The 13,086-nt window shown below is 56.0% G+C and carries 12 protein-coding genes; 3 read left to right on the forward strand and 9 right to left on the reverse strand.

What is annotated here, in order from left to right:
- Positions 1-37 precede the first annotated feature (37 nt).
- Complete coding sequence (locus ACR0B3_RS07595) at positions 38-484, forward strand: DUF4174 domain-containing protein (protein ID WP_480808531.1); 447 nt, start codon at positions 38-40, stop codon at positions 482-484.
- A 76-nt stretch (positions 485-560) separates the two neighbouring features.
- Here ACR0B3_RS07595 and ACR0B3_RS07600 read toward each other — a convergent pair whose 3' ends face one another.
- From ACR0B3_RS07600 to ACR0B3_RS07620, 5 genes are all read right to left on the reverse strand, one after another.
- Positions 561-2,606, reverse strand: coding sequence for an ATP-binding protein (locus ACR0B3_RS07600; protein WP_480808532.1), 2,046 nt, complete (start codon positions 2,604-2,606; stop codon positions 561-563).
- Positions 2,607-2,723: 117 nt separating this feature from the next.
- Positions 2,724-2,927 (reverse strand): hypothetical protein, encoded by a 204-nt coding sequence (locus ACR0B3_RS07605; protein ID WP_170683261.1) that lies wholly within the window; start codon positions 2,925-2,927, stop codon positions 2,724-2,726.
- 481 nt (positions 2,928-3,408) lie between these two features.
- Entirely contained in the window at positions 3,409-3,762 is a 354-nt protein-coding gene (locus ACR0B3_RS07610) for a hypothetical protein (RefSeq protein WP_480808533.1), read from the reverse strand.
- 136 nt (positions 3,763-3,898) lie between these two features.
- Positions 3,899-4,267, reverse strand: a complete 369-nt coding sequence (locus ACR0B3_RS07615) for a DUF6497 family protein (RefSeq protein ID WP_480808534.1) — start codon at positions 4,265-4,267, stop codon at positions 3,899-3,901.
- Between the two features lie 131 nt (positions 4,268-4,398).
- The gene (locus ACR0B3_RS07620; protein ID WP_480808535.1) at positions 4,399-5,931 is read right to left on the reverse strand and encodes an acyl-CoA carboxylase subunit beta; all 1,533 of its coding nucleotides are present in this window, start codon (positions 5,929-5,931) and stop codon (positions 4,399-4,401) included.
- A gap of 180 nt (positions 5,932-6,111) precedes the next feature.
- Between ACR0B3_RS07620 and ACR0B3_RS07625 the strand changes: the two genes are divergently transcribed.
- Positions 6,112-7,317, forward strand: coding sequence for a multidrug effflux MFS transporter (locus tag ACR0B3_RS07625; RefSeq protein ID WP_170758050.1), 1,206 nt, complete (start codon positions 6,112-6,114; stop codon positions 7,315-7,317).
- Positions 7,318-7,381: 64 nt separating this feature from the next.
- Positions 7,382-8,782 carry a helix-turn-helix domain-containing protein gene (locus ACR0B3_RS07630; protein WP_480808536.1) on the forward strand — a complete coding sequence of 467 codons (1,401 nt, stop codon included), beginning with the start codon at positions 7,382-7,384 and terminating at the stop codon, positions 8,780-8,782.
- Positions 8,783-8,836: 54 nt separating this feature from the next.
- On the opposite strand, the gene ACR0B3_RS07635 is transcribed toward ACR0B3_RS07630, so the two are convergent.
- The 4 genes from ACR0B3_RS07635 to betI form a co-directional block, all read right to left on the reverse strand.
- Entirely contained in the window at positions 8,837-9,076 is a 240-nt protein-coding gene (locus ACR0B3_RS07635) for a DUF465 domain-containing protein (RefSeq protein ID WP_170683267.1), read from the reverse strand.
- A 133-nt stretch (positions 9,077-9,209) separates the two neighbouring features.
- Positions 9,210-10,868 (reverse strand): choline dehydrogenase, encoded by a 1,659-nt coding sequence (gene betA, locus ACR0B3_RS07640; protein WP_480808537.1) that lies wholly within the window; start codon positions 10,866-10,868, stop codon positions 9,210-9,212.
- Between the two features lie 87 nt (positions 10,869-10,955).
- Positions 10,956-12,464 (reverse strand): choline-sulfatase, encoded by a 1,509-nt coding sequence (gene betC / locus ACR0B3_RS07645; RefSeq protein WP_480808538.1) that lies wholly within the window; start codon positions 12,462-12,464, stop codon positions 10,956-10,958.
- Complete coding sequence (betI, locus tag ACR0B3_RS07650) at positions 12,461-13,033, reverse strand: choline-binding transcriptional repressor BetI (RefSeq protein ID WP_480808539.1); 573 nt, start codon at positions 13,031-13,033, stop codon at positions 12,461-12,463. Before betI ends, betC begins: the two co-directional genes overlap by 4 nt.
- Positions 13,034-13,086: the final 53 nt, after the last annotated feature.

Genomic DNA, 13,086 nt, shown 5'->3' on the forward strand with positions numbered 1-13,086 from the left:
CCCATCAGGGGCTATATTCATCTCAACAGGAGGCCTTATGACACGCACGCTTGCCCTTGTTTTCACGGCACTATTCCCGCTGGCTGCTATGGCCGCGGACGCAAACGCCCCTGCGGATGACAGCTTTGTGCGTCCCGTAGATGACAGCGATCTGACCGATTTCCTTTGGACACACCGCCCAATCGTCGTTTTTGCCGATACCCCGGCAGACCCACGATTCCAGCAACAGATTGACATGTTGTTGGAGGGGGAGGATGCCATGCGAGATCGCGATGTGATCGTATTGACCGATACCGACCCTGCTGCACGGTCATCGATCCGTTCGAAACTGCGCCCGCGTGGGTTCCAGATGGTGTTTGTCGACAAGGACGGCGTCGTGAAACTGCGCAAACCCAGCCCGTGGAGCGTGCGCGAGATTGGTCGCTCGATCGACAAGACCCCCCTGCGCGAACGCGAAATCCGTGAACGGCGCGAGGGCGGCTGATCATCTGCGACATGCTTCAAAGTCCCGGCAGAAGCCACCGAGAACTCTGAGAAATATGAAGCAGGCGCGCGCATGATCATTCGAACTCGATAATCACATCGTCCACGGCAAGACTGTCGCCGGGGCCAGCATTGATCTTCAAGACCACGCCTTTCTTCTCGGCGCGCAGGATGTTTTCCATCTTCATCGCTTCAACGGTGCAAAGTGCCTGACCTTCTTGCACCTCCTGCCCGACTTCGACATCGATTTTCACGATCAGACCCGGCATCGGGCAGAGCAGCATTTTCGAGGTATCAGGCGGCAGCTTTTCGGGCATCATGCGGGCAAGTTCGGCCTGGCGCGGGGTGCGTACATGGACCTTGAGGTCAGCCCCGCGGTTTCGGATGCGGAACCCGCCTGAGATTTTTCCGACCTTCAAAACCAATAGGCTGCCATCTACATCCAGCACCGCCAATTGGTTCCCGGGTGTCCAGTCTGACGACACACGCATGGATGACCCGTCGTTGAATTTGACCGTTGCGCCCTGTTTGTCGGCCTTGACCTTGACGCTGAATTCCTGCCCTTGCAGTGCAACATTCCAACGTTTGCCGACCTTGCGCTCGTGATTGTCCATCCGACCCGAAACACGGGTGCGACGGATTTCGGCCACCCGGTGCATCGCGGCGCACGAAGCTGCGATGCGGCGCAAATCCTCTTCGGGCAGGTCTACGCCTTCGAAACCGTCCGGGTATTCCTCGGCGATAAAAGCAGTTGTCATGTCACCGCTGACGAATTTCGGGTGATCCATGACGGCCGACAAGAATGGCAGATTATGCCCGATTCCTTCGACCTCGAAACTGTCCAGCGCCACGCGCATCGCCTCAATCGCTTGCGCGCGGGTCGGGGCCCAGGTGCATAGCTTGGCGATCATCGGGTCGTAATACATGCTGATCTCACCACCCTCATAGACGCCGGTATCGTTGCGCACGGCGCTATCCCCTTTGGGCGCGTCACCCTGCCATTTGTCGTTGACCAGCAACGGGCCAGCAGCGACCTCCTGCGGAGGGCGATAGCGTGTAAGACGGCCAATCGAGGGCAAGAATCCGCGATACGGGTCTTCTGCGTAAAGACGGTTTTCGATGGCCCAACCTGTCAGGGTTACGTCATCCTGCGTGATGGTCAGCTTTTCACCTGCCGCCACGCGGATCATCTGTTCCACCAGATCAACGCCGGTGATCAGCTCGGTCACAGGGTGTTCCACTTGAAGACGGGTGTTCATTTCGAGGAAATAGAAATTCTTCTCCCCATCCACGATGAATTCAACCGTACCGGCGCTGGCATAATCCACTGCCTTGGCTAACGCGACCGCCTGTTCGCCCATCGCCTTGCGGGTTCCAAGGTCAAGGAAAGGCGATGGTGCCTCTTCCACAACCTTCTGGTTCCGTCGCTGGATCGAGCATTCACGCTCGCCCAGATAAATGCCATTGCCGTGGCTGTCACAGAGCACCTGAATCTCAATGTGGCGCGGCTGGGTCACGAATTTCTCGATGAAAATCCGGTCGTCGCCGAATGAGTTTGCAGCCTCGTTCTTGGAAGATTGGAAACCTTCGCGGGCTTCTTCGTCATTCCAGGCGATCCGCATGCCTTTGCCGCCGCCGCCAGCGCTGGCCTTGATCATCACCGGATAGCCGATGTCGTTCGAAATCTTCACCGCCTCATCAGCGTCTTCGATCAGCCCCATGTAGCCGGGAACCGTCGAAACCCCGGCCTCTTGTGCGATCTTCTTCGAGGTGATCTTGTCCCCCATGCTTTCGATCGCACCCACCGGCGGGCCGATGAAGGCCACGCCTGCTGCATCCAGCGCCTCGGCAAACTTAGCGTTCTCGGACAGAAAGCCATAACCGGGGTGGACTGCCTGAGCACCACTCTGACGAATGGCGTCCATCACTTTGTCGATAACGATGTAGGACTGGTTGGCTGGAGGTGGGCCGATATGAACGGCCTCATCCGCCATCGAGACATGCAGGGCGTTCTTGTCAGCATCTGAATAGATGGCAACCGTACCAATGCCCATCTTGCGGGCGGTCTTGATGACCCGGCAGGCGATCTCGCCCCGGTTAGCGATCAGGATCTTGTTGAACATGGAACGTCCTTTGGCTTGATGTTTTGGAAACGCAAAACGCCGCCGCAGGGCGTTGACCCCACGACGGCGTGATGCGCAAAGACGGACGAGGCTTTGGTAGCCCCGATAAATTCGGAGTTAGTTACAGTTATGCTGGGTCTTGCAATATAGCACGTTGCCTGCGGCCCCAACGGCCGCCCCAAGCAACGGGTCCGCACTGAGGACCGCAGCGCCCAGCGCGCCTGCACCGCCGCCGAGGATTGCCTGTTCGCCGGTCGAGCCACCGCAGGCCGCCAGGCCCGCACAGGTCGCCAACACGAGGGAAATTCGTTTGATTCGCATGGTTTCTGCCCTTCTAGGTTTATTGCAGTCTTTGAGAGCAGATGCCGATTTCGCGCATTGTTATGCAATAACAGAGGCCGCAAACCCACGAATTGCGCAGATTTTTGCCGCTTTTTGTCTAACTCAGACAAAAAGAAAACCGCGGACAGAACTCTGTGGGGAACACAAGCCTGCCCGCGGAAGGAAGGGGTACGGAATAGTAGGTGCTTGTGCGACGCAGGCAAAATAGAGCCGCACGGCCCGATCACTGTGCACAGCACAATTCCGCGCGCCAACCAGTTATTGTTTCCATCTGAAATTCCGGCCAAATCCTGCCAGTTGGGCAAAACTCCGCGCAAATTTGTGCCTACAGGAGAACTAGGGGCAATACCGGAGACGTAGACCACAGCAGCCCGCTGCACCGCGCATTCCTTCGCACCTTCGGGCAAGGACCCGCCCCCTTGGCTTAGCAACGTGATATGTGCAGCAGCGTTTGGCATGATCAGCGCACACCGTCGAATACGTCTGGAAACGACTGGCGCGCGACACTCACATCAATCACCAGCAGGGCATCGTAGCTTGCTGGATCAAACGGATCTTCCGCTGCGATTACCTCGCGCCCGAACAGCCAATTCAGTCGACCGGCGTCAAGATTACCGCGCTCGAAGGGCTGATCTCCGAAATGCTCCCACAGCGCTTCTATGAAGGCGACGTCTGCTCGCTTGTCGGCAGGCTTGCGATCGCGAAACCGTTCGCGCTGGGTCAGTGGCGTCACACCCTTGGGGTTGGCCCTTCGAATAGTGAACTGAAAGTCGGTACCGGGCAGTCGACCGGGGAATCCGCGATGTTTCAGCATGGCACCCTCTCATCAGTCAAAGTCTTGAAGAAACAGGGCATCTGGCAAACCTGTTGGGATGAAGCGATCATACGAACCTCCGAAGTTGCATCTTTGTAGTGGGGCTCTCTGGGACCGTGACATTGCTGGTTCATGGTCAGAGCCCCTCCCAGATACACCGGGATTGTTCCAACCGGTAGGCTTCAAAAAACTGGGTCGCGTCGGGTTCTGATGTGCCGAATTCAAGTGGTCGATCCGAAAAAGAAATGACGATTCTTGCAGGTTCCAAATCGTGCTGCGCGACATAGGGCACAGCCAGAGTTTCGCATAAATGCTCCATGTCGATCGACGCGACATCATACGTGATGCGGCCAACCGTTGACCCTATCTTGGGTGCGATAAACCGAAACCTCACCCAAAGCTCACCCGGATTGGTGTCCAGCAGCACATCGCTCAGCTCAACCGGTTGGCCAGAAGGCACTGGCAGCAGGTTGCTGGCCTCTGCCCCGTTGGCTGTTGCAGCCATCACAAAACCCAATACGCAACCCCGGAACCGCCGAAAGCAGCCTCCTCCCTCCGGGGTTGCGTGCGCAGCATAAGCGGCCTGCGCGTTCTTATGTTGGGTCGATCGGCTCATCGATAGTTCGCTTCAGAAAATTACAGCGGAATATTGTCGTGTTTCTTCCACGGGTTTTTCAGCTGTTTGCCACGCAAACTTGCGAAGGCACGCGACACACGGCGACGTGTTGATTGCGGCATGATCACTTCGTCAATGAAACCCCGCTCGGCAGCGACGAAAGGATTTGCAAACCTGTCTACGTAATCCTGCGTGTGCTGCGCAATTTTGTCGGTATCGCCCAGATCCGCCCGATGGATAATTTCGGTCGCCCCTTTGGCACCCATCACCGCAATTTCGGCTGTTGGCCATGCATAATTGAAATCGCCGCGCAGGTGTTTCGACGCCATCACGTCATATGCGCCGCCATAGGCTTTGCGTGTAATCACCGTGACCTTTGGCACCGTCGCCTCGCCATAGGCAAACAACAGCTTCGCGCCATGCTTGATCACACCTCCATACTCTTGCGACGTCCCAGGCAGGAAACCCGGGACATCCACAAAGGTCAGGATCGGAATTTCAAAGCAATCGCAGAACCGCACAAACCGAGCTGCTTTGCGAGAGCTGTCGATATCCAGACACCCAGCCAGAACCATCGGCTGGTTCGCAACGACACCAACAGTCTGGCCTTCCAGACGGATGAAACCAGTGATGATATTCTTGGCGTAATCTTCCTGAATCTCGTAGAAGTCGCCCTCATCCGCCACTTTGGTGATGAGCTCCTTCATATCGTAAGGCGTGTTCGGATTATCCGGGATCAGTGTGTCCAGCGAGGTTTCAACCCGATCAGGGCTGTCAAAAAACGGACGAACCGGGGGCTTCTCTCGATTATTGAGCGGCAGGAAATCGACAAGGCGGCGTACTTCGGCCAGGGCCTCTACGTCGTTTTCAAACGCGCCATCAGCAACCGACGATTTTTTGGTATGCGTCGAAGCCCCGCCCAATTCTTCTGCTGTCACCACCTCGTTGGTGACGGTCTTCACAACGTCCGGGCCTGTGACGAACATGTATGATGTATCTTTGACCATGAAGATAAAGTCGGTCATCGCAGGGCTATAAACCGCGCCACCAGCGCAAGGCCCCATGATTACGCTGATCTGCGGCACCACGCCCGAGGCCATGATATTGCGCTGGAACACCTCGGCATATCCGGCCAACGAGGCAACACCCTCTTGAATCCGCGCGCCACCCGAGTCGTTGATCCCGATCACCGGCGCACCGTTCTGCACCGCCATATCCATGATCTTACAGATCTTCTGCGCATGGGTTTCAGACAGCGAGCCACCGAACACGGTAAAATCCTGGCTGAACACATAGACCATGCGGCCGTTGATCGTGCCCCAACCAGTGACAACACCATCGCCCGCCGGTTTTTGCTTTTCCATTCCGAAATCGGTGCAGCGATGGCTGACAAACATGTCGAACTCTTCAAAGCTGCCTTCGTCCACCAGCAACTCGATCCGTTCGCGTGCAGTCAGCTTGCCGCGCGCATGCTGCGCGTCGATGCGTTTTTGCCCACCACCCAGTCGCGCATTGTTTCGACGATCTTCAAGCTCGGAAAGGATGTCTTTCATGTCGATAGTCTCCCATGAGAATTTGCGCGACCATACCGACAAGCGTTGACGGGCCAAAGTAGTATTCGGCAAATTTGCAAATCTTTGAATATACATTGATTGGTAACTGCAAATAAGCAAATTCCACGGCAACTCAAACTGCTGATGGCATTTCCCGCGCTTAGGGTCTAAGGGTAAACCATGCAGTTCAGTTCTACCTCAATCAGTCGCACCCCACCGACGCTTGCAACACTCATACTGTTGTCAGGACTATCGGCGCTGAGCATGAATCTGTACCTGCCCAGCCTCCCATTTATGGCGACCTATTTTCAGACAGATTACAAAGTGATGCAGCTTTCAATCGCGCTGTATCTATTGGTGAATGCTGTTCTGCAGATTTTGATCGGCCCGCTTGCCGACAAAGCCGGGCGCAGGCCGGTTCTCCTGTGGGGGCTTGCCCTTTTTCTGCTGGCGACGCTGGGATGCATCTACGCGCCAAATGTTGAGACATTCCTGGCATTTAGAATGTGCCAAGCTGTCATCGTCGTGGGCATTGTCCTAAGCCGTGCGGCTGTGCGGGACATGTATGAGCAAGATCAAGCCGCCTCGATGCTGGGTTATGTCACGATGGGAATGGCGGTCGTTCCCATGATCGGCCCGGCGGTTGGTGGCATGCTGGAAGAGGCCTTCGGCTGGAAAGCCAATTTCTGGCTTCCTTTTGCGCTTGCCGCTCTGGCATTGCTGCTGACCTATCGCGACTTCGGTGAAACTGCCGCTGCAAGCGGAAAGACATTGATACAACAATTCCGCGAATACCCAGAATTGCTGATGTCGCCCCGTTTCTGGGGCTACTCCTTGTCGACCGCATTCTCATCCGGTGCATTCTTTGCTTACCTGGGCGGTGCACCATTCATCGGGACAGAAGTGTTCGGCATGACCGCCGCCGAAGTCGGGATATACTTCGGCGCCCCTGCGATTGGGTATTTCTTCGGCAATTTCATTAGTGGCCGATTCTCGGTTCGTGTTGGCGTCAATCGCATGGTCCTCTGGGGGTGCTGGCTGAATGCAATTGGCGTCGCTTTGTCTGCATTGCTGTTTTTGGCGGGCCTCGGAACAGCACTCAGCTTTTTCGGCCTGATGACGTTTGTCGGACTGGGCAATGGCATGACAATCCCAAATGCGACAGCCGGATCGCTCTCGGTCCGTCCGCATCTGGCGGCAACGGCCTCGGGCCTTAGCGGAGCGATTATGCTTGGCGGCGGCGCTGCCCTTAGTGCGCTGGCAGGCGCTTTGCTGACCCATGAGACCGGCGCGATGCCGTTGCTGTGGCTTATGCTGACAACCGCTGCTTTGGCAATCTGCGCCATTAGCGTCGTCATTTGGCGCGAACGGCAACTTGGTCTTTAGGCGGCTTGCGCCCATGGGTTTGCAAAGTTAGCTTGTGACTTAAGTAAAGCTGCAAAGAATCCCCATGGCCACCCAAAAACTCTATGCAGGCGCTAAGTTACGCGAAATGCGGACGCGCCTATCCCTGACGCAAAAGGACTTTGCTACAAAGCTAGGTGTTTCGCTGCCCTACTTGAACCAGATGGAGAACAATAACCGTCCGATCTCGACAACGGTTGTTCTGGCCCTGGCACAAGAGTTTGGCATGGACGTCACCGAACTTAGCACGGGCGACAGCGAACGCCTGGTGTCAGACATGCGCGAGGCGCTCGCCGATCCAGTTTTTGCAGACATGATGCCTCCTCTGGCCGACCTCAGATTGACCGCCTCGAACGCGCCCGCGCTTGCGCGGGCTTTTATCGAGCTGCACCGCGCCTATCGCCAAACCCATGAACGGCTTGCTTCACTTGATGAGGCGCTGGGCCGCGAGGATGCTCGAATTCAGGCCAGCCCCTGGGAAGAAGTGCGGGATTTCTTTCATTATTGCGACAACTATATCGATGCGGTCGACCGCGCCGCCGAGCGGTTCGCCAGCCGTACCGATGACAGCAGCGATATTCGTATTGTCGCTTTGAACAGCCTGACGGAGCGCGGCATTCACGTTACGTTCGCCGACACTGACACTTTGCGCAGCTACAATGCGAACGACAAATCCTTGCGCCTGTCTTCACGCGCTGCGCCGCAAACACAGGTCTTTCAACTTTTGTTGCAAGTGGCGTTGATCAGTCAGGATAAGCTGCTTGAGGCAACGCTCGATTTCGCGCGCTTTCAAAGCGACGAGGCCCGCGCCATCGCGAAAATCGGCCTTGCAAATTATTTTGCCGGTGCTTCGCTTATGCCGTACGGCGCGTTCCTTTCTGCCGCGCAGGAATACCGGCATGATCTGGAGCTACTTAGCAACCGGTTCGGCGCATCGATTGAACAGGTGGCGCATCGTCTTTCCACGTTGCAGCGTCCCGGCGCAAAGGGGATTCCCTTCTTTTTTGTCCGCGTTGATCAGGCCGGTACGATCACCAAACGCCACTCGGCGACACGCCTTCAATTTGCCCGGTTTGGTGGGGCCTGCCCGCTATGGAATGTCCACCGGGCATTTGAGACACCGGGGCACTTCCTGCAGCAATTGGCCGAAACACCAGACGGCGTTCGATACATTTCGCTTGCGCGCGACGTCTCGAAATCAGGCGGCTCATTTGGCGCGCCGGTTCGCCGTTACGCTATCGCATTGGGGTGCGAGGTTCGGCATGCCGAGGCCCTAGTTTATGCCGACAATCTCGACTTAAGCAACGCCAGTTCTTACGAGCCAATCGGCATATCCTGTCGCATCTGTGAGCGCCAGAATTGTCACCAAAGATCCGTTCCGCCATTAGAACGTCGCCTGACGATCGACGCCCATAGCCGAGGCACCCTGCCTTACAAGGTTACCTGATCGTCATCCGCCATGATGATACGGGGGCTCATTGGCAAAGCCCCCGTGTTCTTATCAGCTTTTCGATAAAATCGCCCAAATCTCATCCTTGAGCGCCGCGCGTTTCTTTCGCAGTTCAACTTCAGCCAACTCTTCCATCGGCTCGACATTGGTCTCGGCCCGATGCACCACGCGGTTGATGTCATGATACTCGTCCGCAAGTCGGGCAAAATGCGCGTCCGTTTGCTTGAGCTGGCTCATTACTTCGACCTTGTCGGGAAACTCCTCAGCCAGTTCATGCGGGGTATGGGACATTCAGTTGTCTCCTTGTTTAAGCGTTACATTCGACATCTAAACATGACTATCGCGCTCTTCTTTGATACCGATCAAATTTCGCGCGTCCGTCACCATGCCACAAATCAGAAGACTTCAGATAATCCGGGATGAATCAACGCTGCGCTGTTGCCCATCTTGGGCTGATCCACGGCTGATCATTTGCTTTGGGCAACGGATCCTTCTCGAGCAAGTGATCCGATATCTTCTCGCCCACCATGATCGATGGCGCATTCAGATTGCCATTAGTGATCTGCGGAAAGATTGAGCTGTCGGCGACACGCAATCCATCTACCCCGATCACACGCCCCTGCGGGTCGACCACTGCACCCTTGTCATCCACGCGACCCATGCGACAGGTTCCACATGGGTGATAGGCGCTTTCGGCGTGTTCGGCGATAAAGGCGTCGAGCTCTGCGTCCGATTGAACGGCGGCACCCGGCTGAATTTCCTTGCCCGCGTAGGGCTTGAATGCCTCTTGCCCAAAAATCTCTCGGGTCAATCGGATACAGGTTCGGAAATCCTCCCAATCCGCCTCATGACTCATGTAATTAAACCGAATTACCGGGGCATCTTCGGCTTTGGCAGAATGAAGAGTTACGGCCCCACGCGAGGGCGATCGCATCGGTCCCACATGCGCTTGGAACCCATGACCTTCGGCTGCAGCCTGCCCATCATAGCGAACGGCCATCGGTAGGAAATGGTATTGGACGTCAGGATATTCCACACCTGGTTTCGAGCGCACAAAAGCCGCGCTTTCAAACTGGTTCGATGCACCAAGGCCGGTTTTCGTGAACAACCACTGCGCCCCGATCATGCCTTTGCTGAAGAGGTTCCAATGCTTGTACAGCGTGATCGGCTGCAATGACGCCTGTTGGATATAAAGCTCAAGATGGTCTTGCAAATTGCCGCCAACGCCGGGGAGGTCGGCAACCACTTTGATGCCGTGCTCGGCAAGGTGCGCGGCAGGTCCGATGCCTGACAGCATTAGCAGCTTTGGTGAGTTGATCGACGAGGCCGCCAATACGACCTCGCGCCTTGCTTTGATCACCTCGCGCTTTCCACCACGGATAAGTTCAACACCCGTCGCACGGCCTGCTTCAATAATCACGCGGGCGGCAAGCCCACGCACAATTTCGCAATTGTCGCGCTTAAGGGCTGGTTTCAGATAAGCGTTTGCCGCCGACCAGCGCCGACCCTTCCAGACGGTCTGCTCCATAGGGCCAAAGCCCTCTTGCTTTTCGCCATTGTAGTCGCTGGTGATCTCGTAACCGGCCTGTTGGCCCGCATCGACAAAGGCTTTGAACAGAGGGTTTTCACGAGGTCCGCGTGACACATGCAGCGGCCCATCCGTCCCACGCCAAGCGTGGTCGCCACCATGACCACCATCGTGCCAGGTCTCCATTCGTTTGTAGTAGGGCAACACATCCGCGTATGACCAGCCATCCGCCCCCATCTCGGCCCAGGTATCGAAATCGCGCGCATGACCGCGCACATAGACCATGCCGTTGATCGAGGATGACCCTCCGATGACCTTTCCTCTCGGACACGCCAATCTGCGGTTGTTCAGATGTGGTTCGGGTTCCGATTTGTAACCCCAATCATAGCGCGACATGTTCATTGGATAGCTCAACGCGGCGGGCATCTGGATGAACGGCCCGACATCGGTTCCACCATGTTCAATCACCAGGACCGATGCCCCGGCTTCGCTCAGGCGATATGCCATTGCACATCCCGCAGAGCCAGCACCGACTATGACAAAATCAGCTTCCATATTCGTGTCTCCGCTCCCGCTAGGGATAAGATTTTTCGACGAAAAATCTCATCTCTACCCGCAGAAGTGTTTTGTAAAAGTGAAGAGTTATTCGCCACGCGGGAAGCGTTGGCTTTCCTCTACATCATTCAGATCCATGTGATTGCGCATGTAGCGTTCGGACGCTTTCTGCAGCGGTTGATAATCCCACGGGTAGTAGCCGCCTTGACGCAATGCCTCATAGACCACCCAGCGGCGCGCCTGACTGGCTCGTACATCAGCATCAAAGCGCTCAAGATCCCAGCGCGCCTCGGATTTGGCCCGCAATGTTTGAAGGGTGCCCGCGTGTTCGGGCAATTCGGCAAGGTTGGTCATCTCATGCGGATCGGCCTCTAGATCGAACAGTTGATCAGGGTCCAAAGCACAACGATTGTATTTCCACTTGCCATTACGCAGAGAAACCAATGGCGCATATGAGGCCTCGGCCGCATACTCCATTGCGACCGGAGCGGTTCGTTCTTCACCTTTCGCCAACGGCACAAGGTTTTCGCCGTCCGTCCACGGTGCGATTTCAGCCATATCAACGCCTGCCAGCGCACCAAGCGTAGGTGTCACATCAATTGTTGAAACGGGTGTTTCGATGCGCCCGACAGGTAGGTCAGGTGCCGAAATCATCAAAGGTACCCTAGAAGACCCTTCAAAGAAGGTCATCTTGAACCACAATCCACGCTCGCCCAACATATCGCCGTGATCGGAGACAAAGAGGATGATCGCCTCTTGCCGGGTGGTTTCCAGCACCTCCAGTACCTCTCCGATCTTGTCGTCTAGATACGAGATATTGGCGAAATAGGCGCGGCGGGACTTGCGGATATCCTCAGCCTTTATGTCGAAGCTGCGCCAATCGTTGGCGTCAAAGATGCGCTTGGAATGGGGATCTTGGCTCTCATAGCCCAGATCCGCGATCTGCGGCTCCAGATGCTCGCAATCTTCATAGAGATCCCAGTATTTACGTCGGGCAACGTAGGGGTCATGCGGGTGAGTAAAACTTACCGTCACGCACCAAGGGCGATCATTCTTACCGCGCGCCAGATCGTATAGTTTGGCTTTGGCGTTGTATGCGACCTCGTCATCATACTCCATCTGGTTAGAGATTTCCGCCACACCAGCGCCCGTGACCGAACCCATATTGTGATACCACCAGTCGATACGTTCACCGGGCTTTCGATAATCCGGCGTCCAACCGAAATCCGCCGGATAAATATCGGTGGTCAGGCGGTCTTCGAACCCGTGCAGCTGGTCGGGACCAACAAAATGCATCTTTCCGGACAGGCAGGTATAGTATCCCGCGCGGCGTAGGTGGTGCGCATAGGTCGGGATGTCACTGCGGAACTCGGCGGCGTTGTCGTAGACGCCGGTGCGAGAGGGCAGTTGGCCCGACATAAAGCTTGCACGTCCCGGCGCACACAGTGGCGAGGCCGTATAGGTGTTGGCAAATCGCGTGGATTTCTCAGCCAGCTTTTTCAGGTTCGGCGCATGCAACCATTCTGCGGGACCGTCCGGAAAGAGGGTTCCGTTGAGCTGATCCACCATCAGGATCAGAATATTGGGCTTTGTCATTTTTTCGCCTCTAAAAATGCGCTCAAAACTCGCAACGCACGATTGACTGCCAGCTCGGGTTTTTGCGGGGCGTCCAGTGCAGAATGGATGTAAAGCCCATCAATCAAAGCGATCATATCTTCCGCCGCCTCAGTCGGATCGCTCATATGCGGACGTAGTGCGTGGATAAGGTTCGAACGAATCCGCGCCTGATAAATCTGCCAAAGCCGCAGAGCATCATCATTGGTTTGCGCCAGCACATAAAAGGTCATCCACGCCGCGATCACATCCGGTGTGAAACATGATGGCGCAAAGCAGGCGCGAATAATGGCCTGCGCGCGATCATCCGGCTTCGCAGAGCTGAGTTGCGTGCGAGCCTCTGCCCCGAAATCTGAAAGAATGCGGCGCATGGCAGCCAGAAATATCTGCTCTTTGCCACCAAAATAGTGATGTGCGAGCGCACTCGACATTCCGGCGCGTTTGGCGATTTGACTGACGGTGACATCGAGCGATTTCTGCACGCCTAGTTCAGCAATCGTCGCTTTGACGATTGCATCGCGCCGGATCGGCTCCATTCCGATTTTTGGCATTTTCGCCTCTCTGCCATACCTGAGTGCATGGAAGGCTACGGTGTTTAAATTGA

This window comes from Ruegeria sp. CE9, assembly GCF_056537425.1.

Coding starts and splice junctions, on each gene's coding strand:
- ACR0B3_RS07595 (WP_480808531.1), top strand. CDS start 38: ATGACACGCACGCTTGCCCTTGTTTTCACGGCACTATTCCCGCTGGCT.
- ACR0B3_RS07620 (WP_480808535.1), bottom strand. CDS start 5,931: ATGAAAGACATCCTTTCCGAGCTTGAAGATCGTCGAAACAATGCGCGA.
- betC (WP_480808538.1), bottom strand. CDS start 12,464: ATGACAAAGCCCAATATTCTGATCCTGATGGTGGATCAGCTCAACGGA.
- ACR0B3_RS07605 (WP_170683261.1), bottom strand. CDS start 2,927: ATGCGAATCAAACGAATTTCCCTCGTGTTGGCGACCTGTGCGGGCCTG.
- betI (WP_480808539.1), bottom strand. CDS start 13,033: ATGCCAAAAATCGGAATGGAGCCGATCCGGCGCGATGCAATCGTCAAA.
- ACR0B3_RS07610 (WP_480808533.1), bottom strand. CDS start 3,762: ATGCTGAAACATCGCGGATTCCCCGGTCGACTGCCCGGTACCGACTTT.
- ACR0B3_RS07625 (WP_170758050.1), top strand. CDS start 6,112: ATGCAGTTCAGTTCTACCTCAATCAGTCGCACCCCACCGACGCTTGCA.
- ACR0B3_RS07630 (WP_480808536.1), top strand. CDS start 7,382: ATGGCCACCCAAAAACTCTATGCAGGCGCTAAGTTACGCGAAATGCGG.
- ACR0B3_RS07600 (WP_480808532.1), bottom strand. CDS start 2,606: ATGTTCAACAAGATCCTGATCGCTAACCGGGGCGAGATCGCCTGCCGG.
- ACR0B3_RS07615 (WP_480808534.1), bottom strand. CDS start 4,267: ATGGCTGCAACAGCCAACGGGGCAGAGGCCAGCAACCTGCTGCCAGTG.
- ACR0B3_RS07635 (WP_170683267.1), bottom strand. CDS start 9,076: ATGTCCCATACCCCGCATGAACTGGCTGAGGAGTTTCCCGACAAGGTC.
- betA (WP_480808537.1), bottom strand. CDS start 10,868: ATGGAAGCTGATTTTGTCATAGTCGGTGCTGGCTCTGCGGGATGTGCA.